Origin of the sequence: Bacillus sp. OV322, assembly GCF_900112495.1 — a bacterium.
Classification (GTDB): Bacteria; Bacillota; Bacilli; order Bacillales; family DSM-1321; genus Peribacillus.
The window spans coordinates 233,377-254,004 of record NZ_FOMA01000005.1 but is presented as its reverse complement, the minus strand read 5'-3'; the positions used below and the strand labels follow the sequence as shown (position 1 = coordinate 254,004).

23 protein-coding genes are annotated in these 20,628 nt (G+C 38.5%); 13 read left to right on the top strand and 10 right to left on the bottom strand.

The genetic code is table 11. The features are described 5' to 3' along the window. Positions 1-120 precede the first annotated feature (120 nt). From BM126_RS14010 to BM126_RS13950, 13 genes are all read left to right on the top strand, one after another. Complete coding sequence (locus BM126_RS14010) at positions 121-687, top strand: TetR/AcrR family transcriptional regulator (RefSeq protein ID WP_090990064.1); 567 nt, start codon at positions 121-123, stop codon at positions 685-687. A 91-nt stretch (positions 688-778) separates the two neighbouring features. Beyond that, the gene (locus BM126_RS14005; protein ID WP_090990063.1) at positions 779-1,837 is read left to right on the top strand and encodes a phosphotransferase family protein; all 1,059 of its coding nucleotides are present in this window, start codon (positions 779-781) and stop codon (positions 1,835-1,837) included. Between the two features lie 23 nt (positions 1,838-1,860). Continuing rightward, positions 1,861-2,589 (top strand): 2-phosphosulfolactate phosphatase, encoded by a 729-nt coding sequence (locus BM126_RS14000; RefSeq protein ID WP_090990062.1) that lies wholly within the window; start codon positions 1,861-1,863, stop codon positions 2,587-2,589. Positions 2,590-2,670: 81 nt separating this feature from the next. Further along, the gene (locus tag BM126_RS13995) at positions 2,671-3,540 is read left to right on the top strand and encodes a thermonuclease family protein (RefSeq protein ID WP_090990061.1); all 870 of its coding nucleotides are present in this window, start codon (positions 2,671-2,673) and stop codon (positions 3,538-3,540) included. 117 nt (positions 3,541-3,657) lie between these two features. Beyond that, positions 3,658-3,930, top strand: a complete 273-nt coding sequence (locus tag BM126_RS13990; protein WP_090990060.1) for a DUF1292 domain-containing protein — start codon at positions 3,658-3,660, stop codon at positions 3,928-3,930. Positions 3,931-4,116: 186 nt separating this feature from the next. Further along, positions 4,117-4,596 carry a hypothetical protein gene (locus BM126_RS13985; RefSeq protein WP_090990059.1) on the top strand — a complete coding sequence of 160 codons (480 nt, stop codon included), beginning with the start codon at positions 4,117-4,119 and terminating at the stop codon, positions 4,594-4,596. 178 nt (positions 4,597-4,774) lie between these two features. Beyond that, entirely contained in the window at positions 4,775-5,113 is a 339-nt protein-coding gene (locus tag BM126_RS13980; RefSeq protein ID WP_090990058.1) for a hypothetical protein, read from the top strand. A gap of 190 nt (positions 5,114-5,303) precedes the next feature. Further along, positions 5,304-6,749 (top strand): DEAD/DEAH box helicase, encoded by a 1,446-nt coding sequence (locus BM126_RS13975; protein ID WP_090990057.1) that lies wholly within the window; start codon positions 5,304-5,306, stop codon positions 6,747-6,749. Positions 6,750-7,258: 509 nt separating this feature from the next. Further along, positions 7,259-7,858: a hypothetical protein gene (locus BM126_RS13970; RefSeq protein WP_090990056.1), complete on the top strand. Its 600-nt coding sequence runs from the start codon at positions 7,259-7,261 to the stop codon at positions 7,856-7,858. 381 nt (positions 7,859-8,239) lie between these two features. After that, a complete protein-coding gene (locus BM126_RS13965) occupies positions 8,240-8,608 on the top strand; it encodes an SLAP domain-containing protein (RefSeq protein WP_256213109.1) in 369 nt (122 codons plus the stop codon). 207 nt (positions 8,609-8,815) lie between these two features. Beyond that, on the top strand, positions 8,816-8,968 hold the full coding sequence (locus tag BM126_RS13960) for a DUF3934 family protein (RefSeq protein ID WP_090990054.1): 153 nt from the start codon (positions 8,816-8,818) through the stop codon (positions 8,966-8,968). Between the two features lie 53 nt (positions 8,969-9,021). Next, on the top strand, positions 9,022-9,468 hold the full coding sequence (locus BM126_RS13955) for a YaiI/YqxD family protein (RefSeq protein WP_090990053.1): 447 nt from the start codon (positions 9,022-9,024) through the stop codon (positions 9,466-9,468). A gap of 35 nt (positions 9,469-9,503) precedes the next feature. Next, positions 9,504-9,695, top strand: a complete 192-nt coding sequence (locus BM126_RS13950) for a hypothetical protein (protein ID WP_048008527.1) — start codon at positions 9,504-9,506, stop codon at positions 9,693-9,695. A 253-nt stretch (positions 9,696-9,948) separates the two neighbouring features. On the opposite strand, the gene BM126_RS13945 is transcribed toward BM126_RS13950, so the two are convergent. From BM126_RS13945 to BM126_RS13900, 10 genes are all read right to left on the bottom strand, one after another. Beyond that, on the bottom strand, positions 9,949-10,359 hold the full coding sequence (locus tag BM126_RS13945; RefSeq protein WP_090990052.1) for a tyrosine-type recombinase/integrase: 411 nt from the start codon (positions 10,357-10,359) through the stop codon (positions 9,949-9,951). Positions 10,360-10,430: 71 nt separating this feature from the next. Beyond that, the gene (locus tag BM126_RS23375) at positions 10,431-10,712 is read right to left on the bottom strand and encodes a site-specific integrase (RefSeq protein ID WP_090990051.1); all 282 of its coding nucleotides are present in this window, start codon (positions 10,710-10,712) and stop codon (positions 10,431-10,433) included. 598 nt (positions 10,713-11,310) lie between these two features. Continuing rightward, the gene (locus tag BM126_RS13935) at positions 11,311-12,456 is read right to left on the bottom strand and encodes an acyl-CoA dehydrogenase family protein (RefSeq protein ID WP_090990050.1); all 1,146 of its coding nucleotides are present in this window, start codon (positions 12,454-12,456) and stop codon (positions 11,311-11,313) included. Between the two features lie 362 nt (positions 12,457-12,818). Beyond that, positions 12,819-13,601: a helix-turn-helix domain-containing protein gene (locus BM126_RS13930; RefSeq protein WP_090990049.1), complete on the bottom strand. Its 783-nt coding sequence runs from the start codon at positions 13,599-13,601 to the stop codon at positions 12,819-12,821. A gap of 703 nt (positions 13,602-14,304) precedes the next feature. Continuing rightward, complete coding sequence (map, locus tag BM126_RS13925; RefSeq protein WP_090990048.1) at positions 14,305-15,051, bottom strand: type I methionyl aminopeptidase; 747 nt, start codon at positions 15,049-15,051, stop codon at positions 14,305-14,307. 268 nt (positions 15,052-15,319) lie between these two features. Beyond that, positions 15,320-16,327, bottom strand: coding sequence for an L-glyceraldehyde 3-phosphate reductase (gene mgrA / locus BM126_RS13920; RefSeq protein ID WP_090990047.1), 1,008 nt, complete (start codon positions 16,325-16,327; stop codon positions 15,320-15,322). Between the two features lie 281 nt (positions 16,328-16,608). Continuing rightward, positions 16,609-17,349, bottom strand: coding sequence for a 3'-5' exonuclease (locus BM126_RS13915; RefSeq protein ID WP_090990046.1), 741 nt, complete (start codon positions 17,347-17,349; stop codon positions 16,609-16,611). Positions 17,350-17,579: 230 nt separating this feature from the next. Further along, the gene (locus BM126_RS13910) at positions 17,580-18,386 is read right to left on the bottom strand and encodes a hypothetical protein (RefSeq protein ID WP_256213108.1); all 807 of its coding nucleotides are present in this window, start codon (positions 18,384-18,386) and stop codon (positions 17,580-17,582) included. A 220-nt stretch (positions 18,387-18,606) separates the two neighbouring features. Then, the gene (locus BM126_RS13905; protein ID WP_090990045.1) at positions 18,607-19,419 is read right to left on the bottom strand and encodes an STAS domain-containing protein; all 813 of its coding nucleotides are present in this window, start codon (positions 19,417-19,419) and stop codon (positions 18,607-18,609) included. Between the two features lie 246 nt (positions 19,420-19,665). Next, positions 19,666-20,514 (bottom strand): STAS domain-containing protein, encoded by an 849-nt coding sequence (locus tag BM126_RS13900; RefSeq protein WP_090990044.1) that lies wholly within the window; start codon positions 20,512-20,514, stop codon positions 19,666-19,668. Between the last annotated feature and the right edge of the window lie 114 nt (positions 20,515-20,628).

The window sequence follows — 20,628 nt, the reverse complement described above, 5'->3', positions numbered from 1 at the left end:
GAAGTCTAATTTTAATATAGCTACCGCAACTATTAATAAACCGCAATCTATAATAACAGGAAGAGCCTCTACCGGAACTTGCACGCAGCACCAGCAGAAAACATGAGAGGATCATAGCTTATGAAGCAAAAAATTATTGAAGCAAGCATACACCTTTTCGATGGACAGGGATTCAAAGAGACCTCCATTCAGGAAATCGTAGAAAAAATAGGGGTGACAAAAGGAACGTTTTATTATTATTTCAGCAGCAAACAGGAACTTCTTAAGGATATTCATCTTGGCTATATTGATGATCTTATTATCGAGCAGGAAATGATTATTAATGAACCCGGGATAAGCTGTTCTGATAAACTTCACAAATTAATCTATATGGTTATCTCAAATATCAAATCCCAAAAGAAAAGTGCACGGATATTTTTCAGGGAAATGCGTCATTTAAGTGATGAGCATATGAAGGAAATCAAACATAAACGCAATGTCTTTCGTGAAAATTACCAAAAACTGATTGAACAGGGTATATCAACAGGGGAATTTTCGGATGAATACAGGGCAGACATGCTTACATTTGGAATCTTAGGCATCACGAATTGGAGCTATAACTGGTTCAACCCAGAAGGTGAAATGAGCGAAGAAGAACTAGCCGATGTCTACACAGGAATGATTTTGAAAGGAATTAAAAGAAGCTGACTGCTGTTAAGTCTCTCAGCTTCATGGAGGTATACGTGTTACCGGCATAATTAAAGAATTACTTGGTATTACATGAAAAGGAGCTGTAGCTATGACTTCAGATGTCATCCCTGTCAGAAAAGGCGAAGAACTGGATAATGCAAAATTGGAAGACTACTTAAAGAGTTCTTTAATGGATTTACCCGATAGCCCCCTGGTTATCGAGCAATTCAATGTAGGCCGTTCCAATTTAACATATTCCCTGAAAGCGGGAGACTGGGAGGGAGTTTTGCGCAGGCCGCCTCTTGGACCATTGGCGCCAAAGGCCCATGACGTAGAAAGAGAATATCATATATTAAAAGAAATACAGCCTCATTTCCCCGCTGCCCCAAAGCCTTTTCTATTCGCAGATCCAAGCGTACTGGGATATCCTTTTTTTATTATGGAAAGAAAACATGGAGTAGTGCTTGACACAGGTTTCCCTGACAATTCAGCGGCGACGCCAGAATTGTGCCGTATTATATCAACTGCCATGGTAGATTCGCTGGGATCTTTGCACGCTATTGATTATAAACGCACCAAGCTTCCAGAGATGACAAAGCCGGATGGTTTCCTTGAACGCCAGGTACATGGCTGGATCAGCCGCTATCACCGTGCCGCCACGGACGAAATTCCAGGCGCACTTCAGCTTATGGACTGGCTGGCTGCCCATATCCCTATTTCACAGGAGCCGGCTGTCATACATTATGATTATAAACTGAATAATGCCATGTTTAATGAAGATCTTACAGAAATGATTGGTCTTTTTGACTGGGAAATGGCCACAGTCGGCGATCCGCTGGCAGACCTTGGTGCTGCGATGAGCTATTGGATTCAGCATGACGATCCCCCTCTTTTGAAAAAGGGGCTGGGAGACTTGCCAATAACCGCTCAACCTGGATTTTTTAGCAGAGATGAATTTATCAAGGCCTATAGCAGAAAAACAGGAAGAGATGTTTCTGATATGAACTTCTACTTAACTTTCGCTTACTTCAAGCTTGCCGTCATTTGCCAGCAAATTTATTTCCGCTGGAAGAAAGGACAGACACAGGACGTGCGCTTTGCTAATTTAAACGTATTTGTTAAGACACTTATTCAGCATGCCTGCCATGTGTCCTCAAATAGGATATAAACAATGGATGAGGAGCGCAGTTTATGGCCAAAATACATCTTTTGCTCAAAAAAGAAGAAATAGACAAGGAAAAAAATTTGGAAGATAAAATTGCTGTTGTATTTGATATCCTGTTAGCTACATCAACGATAACTGCTGCACTTACATTCGGGGCAGCTGAAGTCATCCCTGTCCAAGATGGTGATGAAGCAAGGAAAGAAGGGGCAGGAAGGGTGAATGACAGCTATATCCTTTCCGGTGAGTACGAAGGCAAGACCATTGACGGGTTTCTATCGCCAAATCCATTGTCACTTAAAGGAGCGGTGCTGGGCAAGACGGTGATTTTATCCACAACGAACGGAACTGTTGCAATCAGGAATTCCTCTTCAGCAAAAAGCGTTTATGCTGCATCGCTGATGAACAGCCAGGCAGTTGCTGAGCACATTCTAGAGCTTCACCAAAATGAAACAATCCTGCTGATATGCTCTGGGTCATCTGGAGAATTCAACATTGAGGATTTTTTTGGAGCTGGACATTTCATTGACTGTCTGCTTAAAAAAAATAATAAGAAGTGGGATCTTACCGATGCCGCAAAAGCAGCCTATCTCTTTTATTGCGGAAACAGTAATAAAGCTGGCATCATCTTAAAAGAATCAAGAGTGGGGAGGATGCTGTCGGAAATGGATTTTGAAGAAGAAATTGAATTTACAGCTTCCAAGAACATTTTTCAGTCTGTTCCTCTGTTTAAGGACAATCGGTTTTGCCTGCCATGACAAAATCCCCTGTTTAAAATCTCTATAAAATGCTATGATAACTCTGTTTTGGCCTTATTATAACAAAGGAGAGTTATCAGGATGATAAAGGTTTTTAATATTTTACTCACTGCAATAACTTTATCTGCACTGCTGCTGAGCGGCTGCTCTGGCACTGAAAACAAGGGTTCCAGATCAGATTCCCAGCAGGAACAAAAACAAAGCGTTGCCCCTCCCGATACTAATGCGCCGGCAAGTTCCAAAAAAACTGCTGAAGTGCAGGATCAAACTAAAAAAGACAGTCTTCCTGCTTTGGTAGTAAGAGCGGTGGACGGGGACACTGTGAAAATTAAACTTAACGGAAGAGTGGAAACGGTCAGAATGCTATGCGTCGATACACCTGAAACGCATCATCCGCGCCTTGGCGTACAGCCTTTTGGATTAGAGGCAGCACAATTCACAAAGAAAATTCTTTACTCTGGCCGAAAGATAGAATTAGAGCCAGGCATCAATATGGGCAGAGACAAGTACGGCCGATTGCTTGGCTATATTTACGCGGACGGTAAAATGTTTAACGAAACTCTATTAGAAAAGGGTCTTGCGCGTGTAGCCTACATATATCCTCCAAACACGAAATATACAGGCCAGTTTTATGCAATCCAAAGGAAAGCACAGCAAAAGAGAGCTGGAATTTGGTCGTTAGAAAACTATGCTACAGATAAAGGGTTTGACACAAATGCATCATCAGCTCTTGACAAAAAAGGAACCAGCGGTGATGCACCACAAAACCCAAAACCCTCAGAAGACCATTCATTGAACAGGGCATGTAATATTAAAGGGAATATCAGTTCGAGAGGCGCAAAAATTTATCATATGCCCGGACAGCATTTTTATCAGGCAACAAAACCTGAGAAAATGTTCTGCACGGAAAATGAAGCTGTTAAAGCAGGATTCAGAAAATCAAAGCAGTAATTGCAATGTTCAATATGGTTTACTCCGGCCGCTATGTTTATAAGGATTGAAAATGCATTAGTTTGGGAATCTATACAGTAGATGAACAATTTTGCTGTATTGAAAGGAGGAAGAAAAATGGAACAAATAGAAACCGGCAAGGTGCTGCAGATCGAGGATGAAAATGGCGGCATACAGGATGTGGAAGTACTGGGAACAATCAATATTACTGGTACAGAATATGCCGCCGTTTCCCTTGTGGAAGATATTCAGGAAGTTTCAAATGAGGATATTGATGTATTTTTCCTTAAAGTCGGCAGAGATGGAAATTTAACATCGATTGAAAGCGATGAGGAATTTGAAAAAGTATCAGCGGCATTTGATGAAGTTATGGCTGATCAGGAGGACTGAAAACATTTAGAGAAGGCATAGATTCCTTCTCTTTTGTTTTAACTGCTGGAATTAATTTCATTTGGTTATATGGAAAATTTCTCTTTATATTTCTTCGAAAATTCAATATATTTGAATAGAACCTTATTTAAATGCCTATGATATCACGCTAATAGGGCAGTATGCCTAAAGAAGGATGGGGAAAAAATGGATGGGGATTTTTTTGCGGATTATAAAGACTATATCGTTTTACCCGAAGAGCCAAACAGCAGCAAGCAGGGAACATTTGACCCGAAGGATTTTGCAGCCTTTTATATCCTGACTTTAACGCTTAATGATCCTCTCATTGCAAGCTGGTCAGAGGCTGAAAGATATGAAATAGACGCAAATAACAGCCTTGAAAAAGTACTTGAGGAATTTAACCGCAATCATAAGGATTTATTTCATCTTCAGTCACTGGAGTTTGACAGTGATAAGTCTTATTTTGTACTGGCATTATCCTGCAGATCAAAAATCGAAGAATCAGAAGCTGAAACGGTTTTAAGCAACATTGTTGAAAAGATGCTGACAAATCCATTTTACATTGGACAAAATTGGTACAAATTCATCGGTGAAAAGGGCAGGGTCGAACGAAAGCTTTTTCTTTATTCTTATAAAGAATACAAACAGCACTCAAAAATTTTATAAGATTAACCTTGTATACATACTAGTTCCATGCAAAAGTGATTGTTCCTGTTATAGCTTCTTAATAAAAAGTATTTATTATGTAACCCTGCAGAAAAGAAACTGCAACGAATTATTGATACTATTTTAGGAATGGAAGTTTATCAATATATACATAATGATTCAGTTAGGGAGATGGAACATGGAATCGCATGTAAAAAAATCACTGGAAGAATGGAAAGAAGAAATCAGCAATCTATTAAATGAAATAGAAATAGAGTACGAAGAAGTCAAACGCGAGCTTCAGGTGTACTCCTATAAGTTTAATATCACTAAGCAAGTGGTCCAGTCAACAATCAACGACGAAATCATCCGGAATATAAAAGAGCTGTATCATAAGCCTTTTGAATCAAAAGTGAACCAATTGAAAGATACCATAAAAGATCTGGAAGAAAAAAAGAAGGTGTTTCAGATGTTTGTCGATAAAATCGATAAAATCAATGGCAGAGATGAACATAAACCGTATGCCCCAGCTCAGTGAATTCTTTTAAAAGAGCTTGCGGCTGCGGCTTTTTTTCTTCTTTTAAAAATTCCGTTTGCAGCACTGCCCGTAAATCGCCCTTTTAGCACCAATTTCAAGTATAATGGAGCATAGTCAGATTTTGCATATGTTATTTCATTGAGAAAATACTACATATAAGTCCGATAATATAAAAAAACGAGGTTTTTACATGAAGGAAAGAAATTTTGCGGATTATCATTTAAGTGACGAAATTAAAAGAGCTTTGACTGTATTAAAGTATGAACAGCCTACAGAAGTTCAAGGTGAAGTAATACCAGATGCATTGAATAACAAGGATCTTGTTGTAAAATCGCAGACAGGAAGCGGCAAGACAGCTGCCTACGCAATTCCTGTCTGCGAAAACGTTATTTGGGAAGAAAAAAAGCCGCAGGCACTTATTTTGACTCCAACAAGAGAGCTTGCTGTACAGGTCCGTGATGATATCACGAATATCGGCAGATTCAAACGCATTAAGGCTATGGCGGTTTATGGCAAGGAACCTTTCGCTAAACAAAAAGAAGAACTGAAGCAAAAAACACATATTGTCGTCGGCACACCAGGACGCGCAATGGACCATATTGAAAGAGGAACATTGGATTTAAGCCAAGTCAGGTACCTGGTTATTGATGAAGCCGATGAAATGCTGAATATGGGGTTCATTGATGAAGTTGAGGCGATTATCGAAAAGCTTCCTTCAAATAGAGTGACGATGGTATTTTCTGCTACTTTGCCTAAAGACGTCGAAAACCTTTGTCATAAATACATGAAAAACCCATTAAATGTAGAAATTGAAGCAACAGGGATTACGACCGATACAATCGAACATGTTTTAATCCAGGGGAAGGAACACAATAAAATTTCTTTGCTTAAAGATGTGACTGTTGTTGAAAATCCTGAAAGCTGCATCATCTTTTGCAGAACAAAAGAAAATGTGGATAAAGTATTTGCTGAATTGGAAGAAGCCGGTTATTCATGTGAAAGACTTCATGGAGGACTGGAGCAAGAAGACAGGTTTGCTGTGATGGATGGTTTCAAAATGGGGAATTTCCGCTATCTTATATCAACAGATGTAGCGGCAAGAGGTATTGATATCGATAATGTCACTCTTGTCATTAACTTTGACGTTCCCATGGAAAAGGAAAGCTATGTACATCGTACCGGAAGAACCGGACGTGCCGGCAAGAAGGGAAAAGCGATTACGTTTGCAACACCATATGAAGAAAAATTCGTAAAAGCCATCGAAAGATACATCGGCTTCCAGCTGGATCTTAATGAGGCTCCAGCGGCAGGGGAAGTTGAAAGAAGCAGAGCGGCTTTTGAAGAAAAAATCAGCGGGCGCCGTGTTGTAAGAAACAATAAAACAGCACGTATCAATCAGGATATAACCAAACTGCATTTCAATGGCGGAAAAAAGAAAAAAATCCGTGCTGTTGATTTTGTAGGAACGATTGCAAAAATCCCTGGAGTCACTGCAGACGATATTGGAATCATTACTGTTCAGGATACATTGTCATATGTAGATATCCTAAATGGAAAAGGATCTTTGGTTCTTCAGGCAATGGAGAACACAACCATTAAAGGCAAGAAGCTGAAGGTCAGCAAAGCCATTAAATAAAAGAGAAAACAGACGGCAGCTAAATATGTTGCCGTCTGTTTTATTTAACAGCAGTATACCTGCAAGCTTTTTCAGCTAATCACATTAGTCTCCTATACAAACCTCTTTATATGCTTTGCTTATCTCATTAGATTAAGCTGTATAGAATGCAGGTTTATCGCCTCGATGTTACCCTCAATTATACTTTCAGGTTCGTCATCGTTTTCTTCTGTAAAGCTGTGAACCTCGGAACGTTTAAAATCGCCATATCAGGAAAATTAATGTATAATTATGGAAAATACTTACATCACGCACAAGCAGCGGCAGGCTAACTATAAGGAAGGCCTGTAGGTGAATGGGGGAGTTTGCACCTCATATAAGTGTCATTACTGGGTGCTCGTTTTTGATAGGGTCATGTAAATGCGAGTATATCAGTGATCCCGCAAGCAAGGTAACCCCTGGAAGCATTCACCTCTGAGCAGGAACCTTGCCTTACGTTCCCAGCAATATTTATTTACAGGAGGAAAGACATGAAAAATAAGATTAGCGTAATTCTCGTTGCCGTTTTAATGGTATCTATTTTTACAGCTTGTTCAGGTGCAGGCTCGGATGCTTCTTCGACTGAGACAAAAAAAGAGGCAAAGAAAGAGAAAGAAGCAACTGAAAAAGCAAAAAAGAACTCTGCCAATGATGCCGCTAAGGATGGAAATACCTCGGGTCTTGCTGGTTCTGATGAAAAAGAAAAGTTTAACACGTACTACTTTTCCTTAATTCAGAATATGTACGACATTTCGAGTATAACGTCTGCATTTGCTGAATTAAGCGAGAACGCTACAAAAGATCCTTCTATCACAAAAACGGAAGACTGGAAGACGAAAGCAGAGACTAATGTTAAGAATATGAACCAGCTGATACAGAAAGTTCGAACAGCCAAGTCTCCGTCCAATGCCCGAGATGTTCAAGAAAAGCTCGTTCTTAGCATGAATGAGTATCAGATAGCAAATGATAATTTTATTCAAGCATTCAGCAATATGAATGCGTCACTCATTAAAGAGTTTTACAGCCATTTGAATAAAGCATCAGCATACTTGGAACAGTCCTCGAGTAAACTGAATGAACTCAACAAGTAAATAACCTATCAAAACCCTTGTTGCATAAGGTACAATTTATGTAACAAGGGTGTTATGTGCAAGTGAAATTGTCAGTGAGAAAACGGTCTAAGCTGATACTTAATATGGAAAATGGTTTTAATGAGAGATCTAAGACGGATAAACAGGATTTTAACATTACTGCAACAAATATATATTGGAATTTATGGGAAATGAGTATTTTAGAAAACGAATGGTTGAAAACCACAAATGTTTAGCCTTATCCAACTAAGCTGCGTTACGGAAAGTTAGAGCTGTAGGCAGCTTTTCTTGTTTTACTAACGTGGCAGTTTGGTTTAATCCATTCTTTCTTTCACCTATGTTACACTTAACCTTCGGGAGGGGGTTTTAGTTATACAACAATTGCAATTTGAAGAGTCTTGGGATAAAGCCTTAGCTGCTCAGGACCGACAAAAAATAGAAAGAATCTTTAATGAAACAAAACATCTAAACATTTCCGACATTCTATGCTCTCCTATCCGAGAAGCAATCAACCATAAAGAGGCACTACTAGTGTCTGTATTGGTCCATAACTTTACCGACCATACGCTTACTTTTAATAATGCCAGATTACTTTACAGCAATCAGGGAGAGGTCATTGCAGATAAGGCATTCAATCTACCTGCACTTACTATCTCATCCCAAGTGAGTATCCCCTGGACGTTTATATTTCCAAAGGATAGTTATATACCACAGTCTTCTTTTGAGAATGGGCGATTAGAAATACTTTAAATCCGCTTTGCAAATTTTTTTACATTGGCTGTTTTTCAAAAGGGTAGAGAGTTATCAAGAGGGAATTAAGCTAATCGAGGTGTTGAAATTCGGCTATTTACACGTTGGAGGATTTAGATTTATTGTGTTTTAGGCTTCACCCGTAGCAAGTGGTTCAAACTAATCAACAAAAGCTGCTTAAACGGACAACATTGTGGAGTTGATATTATGAGTAAAGCTAAGGGCAAAGGCGGAACAGGAAGAGGAAGAGGAACTGGAAAGAAGGGCTGGAATTGTTGGCAATCAAGTAAAAATAAGGCAAATAGTGCCAAGCCCTATAAAAGCAAAGGTATTAAACATAGTGATAGTACCCTTTTATAGTTGAAAAAGATCAAGTTAAATAGTAAGTCGAACTTCTTAACAGGAGGGGAAAGATGAAAATTTATGTGGATGCAGATGCTTGTCCGGTGAAAGATATTATTATTTCTGAAGCAAGCGATTTTGAAATTCAGGTTATCCTTGTTACAAGCCTTTCTCATTTTTCTAATGCAGAACAGCCATCAGGAGTGAAAACCATTTATGTTGATTCTGGAGCAGATGCTGCAGATTATCGGATTGTGAAGTTAGTGGAAAAAGGAGATATTATCGTTACGCAAGATTATGGTCTTGCGTCACTAGGTTTAGCAAAAGGAATTATAGTCCTCCACCATAAAGGATTTAGATATACAAATGAAAATATTGACCAATTATTACAAACACGTTATTTAAGTGCAATGGCTAGAAAAGGCGGACAGCGAACAAAGGGACCAAAGCCTTTTACAGCAGAAGACCGGGAGCAATTTAGGGATCTTTTTAAACAGGTTATTTCTGTTAAAAATTAGGCTAAACTCAGAGATTTAGAAAGGAGATAAATATTTTGAAGTATTTAAAATCGCAAATGCAACAACTCATTAAGGAAAATAAAGAACTGCATACACGCTTTAAAGAACTAAAGGCTGAGCATGGTCTTGAAAAAAACAATGCCCTCAAGGCCTTGTACCATTCAGAAGTTGCGGATGGAGGAAAGTATCAGGTAGCTTACCAAGCACTTGATCAGCCTAAAAAGTAGACTCTTATATCTTATTTACACTTACTAAAAATTCAGTTATAAATGCTGGATGATATAAGTGGATTAAGTTATTGACCAAAATATGAAGTAGGTTACTGGGTAGTACAAGGTTACTATTCAATAGATAAACGATATTCTACAATCGGGCGCGATTATGTAATAACTCTTGGAATTAAACGACTTAATTGTCACTTAACACGATTTCACTAAATTTAATATCGATGCCTTTTCCAAGACAAAAAGACCGATTTATTTATATCGATCTCTTCATTACATCTTTAAATGGAATTCCACGTGGATTCAATGGTTTACCATCTTTATTCAAAAACACAGGCTCCGTAGCATTACTCTGATACGAATCCAGAGAATCCTTATAAGTACTAAGAAGAAAAATAAGGAGGGGAGGAAGGGGCAACAATCGTTCCTTTTTACCTTTTCCATATATCCGGATTGTTTGATTGGAAAAATCCAATTGCGACCATGTAAGCGAGACAAGTTCGGATCGTCTCATATCGGTTACCGCCAATAACTTGAACATGATTTCATTTCGTTTTGATAAAGTCGAATCATCCTGTTCAAGCGAGCGGAATAATTGCTGAAGATCTCTTAAGGTAATATATACTGGCAATTTGTCATCGGTTTTGGGTGTTTCAATGCCACTCATAAAGTCATGAAATTGGTATTTTTCCTGTATGCAGTATTTAGTGAATGACTTAAAACTGGAAATCTTCCGGATTATGGAACGCGGTTTTTGCTTGTGGGTTCCCAGTTGATGCTGGATAAAGCGACGGACATGGGTCGGATTGAAGCCAAATCAGTTGAACAGTCATGATCAAGTAAAAAAGGTAAAAATTGAAGTAAATCGTATTCATAACTAACAACTGTATGTGTGGAGTAATTTTTTTCAACTTGAATGTACAGTATGAATTCGTCAATTGCAGCTTTTAATTGCAAACCAAAAACCTCCAATAAAAGTTGTTTAGACGATAACTCATTATCCGTACAAATACACAACATTATTGTTCAAAAGGAGGATTATCGTTCACATGAAAAACGTGAAAAATTATAAGGAATGTACAGAAGTGTACGGATATTATAGGAAAGTCAGGGGATAACCCTAATCACAGCGTAAATTTATCCTAGTTTACATAATATATATTATAGGAAGTTGTTAGATTATATAAGATTTTGTCTCATAAACCAAGAATACTACTTATATTGAGACGAAAGAGAAATTTCGGAATGATATCAGCTTTAATCTCATTAATAAAAAAACAACTCTTTAAACTCAGTTTGTATGTAAGTTTATGTTTTTATGTACAGAATTTAAAAGTGAATTTGGGAACATAGTTAAATTTCATCCTCATCATTTTTTCATTCCCCGGTATATTGGTTCTATATTATATATTATTTAATAATCAGCTTAAAAATATTAATTAAATTTCGCTTGCTTTTAGAAATTTTAACTTTTCCTCTTTTATTCAGTTTACATAATATCCGCGGTCAATGTTTTGCTGTCTTTTCAGATATTATATCTATACTCAAGCGTCCTGCTGCAGGAATGAAAATGTTTATTACAAAATAAAACCGCCTTTAATATCAGGCGGCTAAATGTCTATTCTTCTGATAAAGCTATTTTCGCCAGCAATGATATAACTGCATCATCCATCGGCGGATTGTGAAGTCCTGCACGTACATCACGATAAAAGCGCTGTAAAGGGTTCTTTCTTTGCAGGCTTTGTGCTCCTGCAATTCTCATGGCCATATCGACGATTTTAATGGCACTATTAGTAATACTTGTTTTGACAGCAGCCAAATCGACGGTAAGTTTTTCTTGTTCCTTGGGCTGCTGTTCCCATTTTTCAGCAACTGAATACAGGAAATGCCTTGCTTGAAGTAGCTCTAGATCAATTTCACCAATCAATCTTTGAACATTTGGAAGCTCTGCTATTGGGCCTGGCAAGCTGTTTGGAGTATATGTTTTGGCAAAGGAAACACTATAATTCCTTGCTGCAGCTGCAATTCCAATATAGCAAGCCGGAATATGAAGAAGCCATGGAGCACCTTTTGCAGATCGTTTAGTTTGATTTTCTACATAATATTTTGGTTCTACCTTAACAGAATCCATTACCAAGTCATGGCTGCCGGTTCCTTGCATGGAGATCACATCCCACGTTTCTTCAATACTCACTCCAGCTGAATCACGATGTATAAGGAACCAGCCAATGGATTCGTTTTTGGGCACCCATGCACTTACGATAAAATAATCAAGCATGGGAGAAAGGCTTGTGAATGTTTTCCTGCCAGTGATAACATAGCTGCCACCTTCCAATATGGCTGTAGTCTCTGGCCTTCCGCCTCTGGTTGGGCTGCCTGTTTTGGGCTCAGTTGCTGCCCTGTTTACCAAAGCCCCTTTTGCTACATTCTTCATTAATTCTTCTTTGACTTCGCTGTTCCAATTTTTCCGTTCATTGATTTCCATGATGCCGCCTAAATGCCAGCCGATTGAAAGAGCAGTTGAGCCGGATTTCGATGCAATAAGTTCCTGCCCTAACAGAAAGTCATACAAAGTGCCGCCCCTGCCTCCGTATTCTTTAGGCAAAGTTAAAGCCGTATACCCAAAGTCTTTTAATTCACGAATATTTTGGTATGGAAAACTTCTGCTTTCATCAAGCTCTTGTTCTCTTTCAGAAAAAGAGGCAATGACTTGTTCCAGTTTATTGATATATTCTTTTTGTTCCTTTGTTTGAAAAAAAGACACCTAACTCATCCTTTCTAGTGAACCGCTAAAATCCATTTTAACACTCCGCAAAGTTTTGTATAAATGAAGTGCCTGTATACTTAACTTAAATCTTGTATGATTTTACACCGATGACAGCAAAAAAAATCAATAAATCAGCAACAGCCTCAGGCACTCGGAACTGTGATGCTCTTCAGAAGCTCCCAATGCACTTATCCGGCCGCGGAGTACTTCTTTCATATTATTTACTGTAAACATCAAAGCAGCCCTTAGAAGGCCACTATGCTGTTTGTTTACATAATAAAAATCAGGTAAAATACCATGTGCTGAAAGTATTCATTATATTCTGCAAAACTGAATGCTTTGCCTGCATCTGCATTTGTTTAATCACTCTTGCTTTGATTTGAACCCGTTTCTTCATTTTCACCCAAAAAAGTTAAAACTGCTGAGATATATTTTTGGATTTCCTGCACCCTGTAGGCAGCAGAATCAGCTATTTGCTTATAATGATGTTCTCCTTCCGGGGTAATCTTAAGCTGGCGTTTAGTGCGTTTTTCGCTTTCCCACCAGCCAATCAGCAGGTCTCCTTCTTCCATCTCATGTGATAAGTCATATAAATACCCATTGCTTGCTATCCACCCGAATTTCGCCTTTAATAGCTCCCCCACCTCTCCCATATAAAAGGTTTTTCTGTGGAATGCGACCTTTAGTGTACTGTACCGGACCAAATCTTTGACGGAGATAATTTTAGAAAAGTAGCTTCGGTATTCTTCAGGAAGATCATGCTGCACCGGGGGATTTATACCAGAACCAGTTAGATCAAACATGAACCTGTCAATGACCTTTTTAACTTCTTTGAGCCTGACAGCAAAGTTGCCATGATACCAGGACAATAATTCTTTGCCTTTTAAATTAATTTTATAAAAATTTCTTCCTTTATTCGTGTATAATTCTAAGTGACCAGATTCGACAAGATTATTGGCGATTTTACATAAATAGTCATAACTATGCACCTTTCCAGTAAACATGCTTTTTAACTCCTGGTGGATTGCCCTCGGATAGTTAGATTTTAATGATAAGGTATGCAGCAAAAAAAGAGTTAAAAATTCACGCTGACTTAATCCAGTCGTTTCAACGGTTACGGCATCTTTTTGGCCTTTCTCCATTCTTTCATCCCCTATCTTTAGAGCATTTCGTTTAACAAACAGCTCGACAGAATATGTGTTCTATATCCCAGACGAAAATTCCTGCTAATCCATAAATTTTAAGTTTATAGAACTTTTACCCTCTTAATGGAATATACATTCATTTTTCAAAAATAATAATGATAGATGAGATAAATATATATTCTAGCGAGGTTAGTTTTGGAATATTTTTATTTGCTAACGAACCCGTGAATGTTTGCCCTGGTTTTTGACAAATGCCAGTTTCCCGAAATTGCAGCAGTTTATAATTTTATTACATAATCCGCTCGCCCTTTTTATAATTCAACAGTTAACAAATTTACCCATTTTTTTATAAATATGGACAAAAATGCTCTTTTTACCGGCATGAGAACTTATGTTCTATTTGTGAGTAATGATAAAAAAAAGGCTTTTTTCTTAAAGATTGTTGTTACTTAAATAGTGCTCGGGGCAATTCCCTTGTTATAGCAGGTTGATAGGAGCGGAAGGTGCGGAGACTCCTGCGGGATCAGGGTGACAGGTGAGACCCCGCAGACGCAAGTCGAGGAGGCTCAGCGTACGCCCCGCTGAAAGCGAAGCATCCTGGAGCGGAAATCAACCCCTTGTTTCATAGCAGCAAAGTTTACGAAAACAGCCTAAAAAAAAGACCTGAAACCAGTGTGTTTTCTGGCTTTCAGGTCTTTTTTTATTGTTCAGTCAAAATTTTAGGGCCTTCTTTTGTAATAACGATGGTATGTTCATACTGCGCTGAGAGTTTCCCGTCCGCAGTGCGGGCAGTCCATCCGTTTTTATCCATTTTAGAATGCCATGTGCCGGCGTTAACCATTGGCTCAATAGTGATGACCATCCCTTCCTTTAGTCTCATGCCTTTGCCTGGTTTGCCGTAATGCAGGACTGTCGGATCTTCATGAATGGTTTTTCCTATGCCATGTCCGGTGAAATCGCGGACAACTGAGTATTTTTCGCCTTCAACATATGATTGAATGGCATGTCCGATGTCACCTAGCCTGTTGCCTGCCTGCGCCTGTTCAATGGCTTTATAAAGCGAGTTCTTTGTCACTTCAAGAAGGCGGGCAGTTTCATTTGATACTTCGCCGACAGGATATGTCCAAGCAGAGTCAGCTAAACCGCCGTTTAAATTCACAACCATATCGATTGTAACGATATCGCCTTCTTTAAGGGGTTTTTTCGTAGGAAAGCCATGGCAGATTTCGTCATTTACTGAAGCACATGTTGCATACTTATAACCTTGATAGCCTTTTTGTTCTGCCGTAGCACCGTGCTCGGCTAGGTACTTTTCGACAAACTCTTCTATATCGGCTGTAGTAATACCCGGTTTAATCATTTTTGCAATTTCCCTGTGTGTTGCAGCCAGCAGCTTTCCTGCTTCGTGCATTAACTCTATCTCTCGTTCACTTTTTAAATTAATCATGTTTTAAATCCTCTTTCATTTCAAATGATTTGTCCCTTATCTCTTAAATAATCCATTACTATCATATTCCTTTTCACTAATAAATTGCAACAAAAAGCCCGGCGATTACACAGTTGGCAGACGTATACAAATTGTGTTTTTATATTTTAGCTCTATTATGATGTCTTTTGGGCATGGCTTCTGTTCAAAGCCAAAAATCCCTGCTTATCATACTCAGCAGGGATTTTTGATGCATTCTATTATTATCGGCTCGGTCTTAAAGTGAAGATTATTTTTCAGCAGTTCCGCCGCTCAGAATATCTTCAATCAATTCAAGCTCATCCTGTGAGAAATCCAGATTATTAAGCGCTTCTACATTTTCTTCGATTTGGCTCACACGGCTGGCACCGATTAAAGCTGATGTTACCCTGCCATTTCTTAATACCCAAGCTAAAGACATTTGCGCAAGATTCTGGCCACGTTCTGAAGCGAGGTTGTTCAGCTTTTGCACCCGGCTGATTACGTCTTCTGTGACCCGCTCTTCGCTAAGTGCGCCTGTTGATTTTGAAGCTCTTGACCCGGACGGAATTCCATGAAGATATTTGCTGGTCAGCAATCCCTGCGCTAATGGGCAAAAAGCTATCGATCCTACGCCATTTTCCTGCAGTACATCCTGAAGGCCATCTTCAATCCATCTGTTCAGCATGGAATAGTTTGGCTGATGAATAACAAGCGGTGTGCCTAAACCATTCAAGATTTTAACCGCTTCTTCTGTTTGCTCCGCACTATAACTTGAAATGCCCACATAGAGGGCCTTTCCCTGCCGTACTATAGAATCCAGAGCACCCATCGTTTCTTCAAGCGGGGTATTCGGGTCAGGGCGGTGTGAGTAAAATATATCAACATAGTCAAGCCCCATCCGTTTTAAACTCTGATCCAGGCTTGCCGTAAGATATTTTCTTGAACCCCAATCTCCGTATGGACCAGGCCACATATAATAGCCAGCTTTAGTGGAAATAATCATTTCATCACGATAAGGAGCAAAATCAGTTTTCAGCATTTTCCCAAACATTTCTTCTGCAGATCCAGCAGGCGGACCATAATTGTTTGCCAAGTCAAAATGGGTAATTCCAAGATCGAAGGCTCTCCTTAGCATAGCCCGGCCATTTTCAAATGTATCAACTCCGCCAAAATTATGCCAAAGCCCAAGTGAAATGGCAGGAAGCATAAGTCCTGATTTTCCGCTCCGATTATATTTCATACTCTCGTATCGATTTTCAGCTGCCTGGTAGACCATGTTTTCTTCTCCCCATTTCTTAGATAATCATCTTTGCCAAAAGAAACCTTACGTTTCACAGAATAGCCAGCTCCAGTATAAATCGAACATCTCTATGAATATTTTCAGTTATCTGATTCTTTATCCAAAGAATAACAAAGATAACGTTTACATACCAGCGAAAAGAATGCAGATGACTTTCCGGTCATCTGCTTCTTGGAATCATTTGATAGAATGCATCAAAGCCAGTCAGGCTTACTGGCTCTTTCTGCCCTTCCTGCCATACTGTTTAGGACTAAAACCTACTTTGTTGTAATAGCTTCTTCAGAAGTTGTTTTCTCCTGTTTTTGCAGCTCATATTGCATTTTTTTCTCTATTTCACAAGAAAGGCAGGTTGTGCGCTTTTTAAAAAATTCTGTATGGTATTTGGTTTCTTTGCATTCTTTGCACGTGGTATATAACCTGCTGCTGAATATAGAGAACACTTCATAAATTGCCGTCTTTTTCAGCTCTACAGCATGGCGGTATTTAACAAGAAGATTGGCCGTATTGATAGAGTCAGCCAATCCGCTGTGCCATTTGCCTTCCATAGGGATTTCTCCTAATTCAATTGCTTTTTTCAGCCCTAAAACGTGATTTATATCCGACAGAGCCCGAGAAATAGGAAGCTGGATATCATTGTAATTTTTTACCCAGCTGACATCAAATCTATTAACTATATAGTTATGCTGAATAATATCCAAATCTGACCTGCTCCAGCTGCAAAGATGATAATCTTCTTCGCCTATCCACTCTTTTAGCTTCTTTATGGCTTTCTGCAGAGAAATAGCATTTTTCATTTCTTCCTTATTCATGCCGATCATTTGGCGGGAACTCTTGGGTATATAATTACCAGGAGGCATAACATATTGCTGAAAAACATCAATAGCTTCTGATGCATGAGCTTCCATGTCTATCTTTACCGCTCCAATTTCAATGATATGCCGCTCTTGTCCCTTTTGATGAGTTCGAATGGTTTCCAAATCAAAAACAATTGCATTCATGACATAAACTCCTGACTATAAATTTATTGCAATATATAAAAAAGCAGCCTTTAATCAAGGCTGTGAATTTTTTTAATAAATTTAATTATAGCACACCATCTCAAAAAGAACGTAACGACATCACATAGTTTCAAAATTAGAGTAATCTTCCCTCTTAATAGAAAGTGGTTAAACGTTATAGCTGAAAATATCAATATGCATATAGGCAAAAAAGCAGCAGCTGCTGATTTTTACGGAACTTTTACAACAAAAGGAACAACGAAAACCTGTCCATCCTGCTGAAATTGTCCCCATATTTTATAAGTTCCCTTTTCAGGAAATCTTGTCATGAAAGTAACCTTTGACTTTTTCCAGTCTGATTTCATCGGATGAATATGCAGGTAATGGTTCCAATCATCACTGATTGCCACACAATGCCCCATAGCTCCTAAATAAGGCTGCAGTCTGGCAGGTTTATTTGTTTTCGCATCTCGAATCTTAAAGGTCATATTCAGATTCATGCGGGCCATAACATGATCAAATGTTAATGTTACTTCTTTTCCATCTATAGTCTTGGTTAAGGATGTGTCTGGCACAATAGGCTTGGCCGCAGGCTTTTCACCTGAGATATGCAGCACATGCTGGGCTACGCCATTATCGCCGCTTCCCTTAGGTGTAAATTCGGAGATGAGTTTGTAGTCCCCGCCTGCGGGAAACGCGGCAGATATATCAAAGCGGCCATTCCCTTTATAAACAGGATGAATATGCGAGAAGTATGTAAGATCTTTGTTAACAATGATTAAGTGCATCTTTTTTTCATGAACAGTATCGAATTTCTGAATAAGCTGGCCGGACTTATCTTTGATAAAAATAGAGATCGGCACCTTTTTATTTGGTTTCATTACAGTTGGGGTTTTCCAGTCCGACTTTGTAGGTGTAACATTCATATTCATACTGTTCATATTATGATTCATTTTCATAGGAACGCGAACAGTATTGCAGCCAGCCAATAAACTGCCGCTGCAAAAAAGAACCAGCACTAATAATAATCGATTCAATGATTGTTCCCCTTTCATATATTGTCACTTTATATTATAGCAAATCAAAAAATCGAGGATTTACTATTATCTTTATATCTATAAAGATTGTGATTTGCCGCTATCCTGTTCTATGTCAGATGCTTAAAATGATAGACTTGCATCTTAACATAACAAAACAGGCCATCTTCTTCGCCTTAAAAGAAAATGGCCCGATTTTCATTTGGATATCTTCCGCAAGTCACATGGCCTCAATTGCCTGTTTGACGGTAGCATACACCTTGAATGAAGAAAAGTCAGCACCTGACTCTATTACCCTCGAAGCAAGTTCCGGCCTGATTCCAGTAAAAACGACCTGAATGCCCAGCAGGCGAAGAACTTTATAAACATTGAAAATATGGCTTGAAACAGTTGTATCAATCGTAATTATTCCAGAGAAATCTATAATCAGACAACTAACATCATGAGCAGGGATTTTTGGAATAACGGTATTAATCAAATGATCCGCTCTGTCAGAATCAATCGATCCTATTAAAGGCAGTACTGCAAGTCCATCCTGAATCGGCACAATTGGTGATGAAAGCTTATCTATTTCACTTTTAGCCGTTTTCAATATTTCCTGATTGCGGCGTTCAAAAGCAAATACTGTTTCATTAATGCTCAAATCCAGCATATGATTGACTCTTTTTAGAATGAGAACAATCTCATCTGTATTAAGCTGATGCTTGAGTCCGAGTTTTAGAAAATAATCTGCAAAAGCTATCCTTGTTTCTGGATACCGAAGGAGAATATCAGATATATGCCCGCCTGAATAGGCAGTTTTTTCGCCATTTTCCTTACTCCATTTAATCAGGCTTTCAGGTACAGAACCTTCCGTACAGGTAATGGATTCACCCAGGAATTCAAGAAATTCTACATACATCACCCGTGCATCATCTATATCTTTTGCAGGAACCTCAAAATCAAATTTATTTATAATTTCCTCAACAATACCATCTGTTAATATATGTGCATGTTCTATCAGGTAGTTTGCGATCACAGATAATTTATTCAAATTTAGGTCACGTCCTACTTCATTTTAATAATCATGTGCAAAGCGGAAAAATGAAAACGCCTTTGATAGTTGTTAATATATTCATAACATATTTTTTTCAAAGTAGTAAATAAAAACATGCAGAAAAGTTATTCAATATTTCACTTTTAGTACTAAATAACCCGTAATCTGCTGAAAAATTGTCCATTAAAAAGTCTTTCCGGCTACATTAAAATGAAAAGACAAAGCAGAAAATTCCGCTATGTCTTATGGCGTTTGCATATTTCCCAATCCCATCAGGGCTTTCTGAAGGTTACCCTTTACTTCGATATCTTTAAAATCGATTCCGATATTTATAACAGTCTGGGCAATTTCTGGACGGACACCGGTGACAATTGTCTTCACTCCAAGCAGCCTTAAGGCATCAATTACCTTGAAAATTTGATCTGCAACCATTGTATCCACAATCAAGACACCAGACAGGTCCACAATTAAGTGAGATAATTTTAGCTTCCCTGCCTGCTTCAAGGTTTCTTCCATTAATAAGGCCGCTCTTTCTGTGTCTATATTCCCGATTAATGGAAGAATGCCGACTCCCTGTGTAAGGGGAACAACAGGAACTGATAATTCTAAAAATGCACTTTTGGCATTTTCCAGCGTTATTTGATGATAATTAATAAAAGTCAAACTAAAAAAGTAGGCTGCTTTATCTAACAAGGGGTCAATAATGCTCCCAGCTTTGAGAACCAAATCAGCTGACATCCCTTTTTCATTAATCCCTTCGCTTACTGCTTTCCATATGCTTTTCCGGTATGCAGCTGTATCGAGCAACGCTTCATCCAGTGGAATGCCCAGATTGAAAATATATTCTCCGGTTTCCTTACCCCATTTTGCAAGCTTTGCGTCCATTGCTTCTTCATCATACAACTGTTTAAGGGCATCACCAAACATGCTGATTAAACCATCCCTCTTTTGAAGGATTTCTTTTTCAATATTAGCAAACTGTTTGCGTTCTTCCTCAGAGACTCCCTCTAGTCTGATTTCATTTACTTCTTTCACGATAGCTTCTTTATTTTTTAAAATTAAATTTCCTAAGTAATCTAGATCAGTTTTCATTGTTTCCTCCAGGGGAAAATTTAAATATTGCCTATTTATATAACAACACAATACTAAAAAAATGTCTATGTTAAGTTAAAGCATACATTCTATATTCCCGGATGGCCTTTTTAA

Excerpts from the sequence above, each read along its gene's own strand:
- BM126_RS14010 (WP_090990064.1), top strand. The coding sequence starts at position 121 with ATGAAGCAAAAAATTATTGAAGCAAGCATACACCTTTTCGATGGACAG.
- BM126_RS14005 (WP_090990063.1), top strand. The coding sequence starts at position 779 with ATGACTTCAGATGTCATCCCTGTCAGAAAAGGCGAAGAACTGGATAAT.
- BM126_RS14000 (WP_090990062.1), top strand. The coding sequence starts at position 1,861 with ATGGCCAAAATACATCTTTTGCTCAAAAAAGAAGAAATAGACAAGGAA.
- BM126_RS13995 (WP_090990061.1), top strand. The coding sequence starts at position 2,671 with ATGATAAAGGTTTTTAATATTTTACTCACTGCAATAACTTTATCTGCA.
- BM126_RS13990 (WP_090990060.1), top strand. The coding sequence starts at position 3,658 with ATGGAACAAATAGAAACCGGCAAGGTGCTGCAGATCGAGGATGAAAAT.
- BM126_RS13985 (WP_090990059.1), top strand. The coding sequence starts at position 4,117 with ATGGATGGGGATTTTTTTGCGGATTATAAAGACTATATCGTTTTACCC.
- BM126_RS13980 (WP_090990058.1), top strand. The coding sequence starts at position 4,775 with ATGGAATCGCATGTAAAAAAATCACTGGAAGAATGGAAAGAAGAAATC.
- BM126_RS13975 (WP_090990057.1), top strand. The coding sequence starts at position 5,304 with ATGAAGGAAAGAAATTTTGCGGATTATCATTTAAGTGACGAAATTAAA.
- BM126_RS13970 (WP_090990056.1), top strand. The coding sequence starts at position 7,259 with ATGAAAAATAAGATTAGCGTAATTCTCGTTGCCGTTTTAATGGTATCT.
- BM126_RS13960 (WP_090990054.1), top strand. The coding sequence starts at position 8,816 with ATGAGTAAAGCTAAGGGCAAAGGCGGAACAGGAAGAGGAAGAGGAACT.
- BM126_RS13955 (WP_090990053.1), top strand. The coding sequence starts at position 9,022 with ATGAAAATTTATGTGGATGCAGATGCTTGTCCGGTGAAAGATATTATT.
- BM126_RS13945 (WP_090990052.1), bottom strand. The coding sequence starts at position 10,359 with ATGAGTGGCATTGAAACACCCAAAACCGATGACAAATTGCCAGTATAT.
- BM126_RS23375 (WP_090990051.1), bottom strand. The coding sequence starts at position 10,712 with ATGTTGTGTATTTGTACGGATAATGAGTTATCGTCTAAACAACTTTTA.
- BM126_RS13930 (WP_090990049.1), bottom strand. The coding sequence starts at position 13,601 with ATGGAGAAAGGCCAAAAAGATGCCGTAACCGTTGAAACGACTGGATTA.
- map (WP_090990048.1), bottom strand. The coding sequence starts at position 15,051 with ATGATTAATTTAAAAAGTGAACGAGAGATAGAGTTAATGCACGAAGCA.
- mgrA (WP_090990047.1), bottom strand. The coding sequence starts at position 16,327 with ATGGTCTACCAGGCAGCTGAAAATCGATACGAGAGTATGAAATATAAT.
- BM126_RS13915 (WP_090990046.1), bottom strand. The coding sequence starts at position 17,349 with ATGAATGCAATTGTTTTTGATTTGGAAACCATTCGAACTCATCAAAAG.
- BM126_RS13900 (WP_090990044.1), bottom strand. The coding sequence starts at position 20,514 with ATGAAAACTGATCTAGATTACTTAGGAAATTTAATTTTAAAAAATAAA.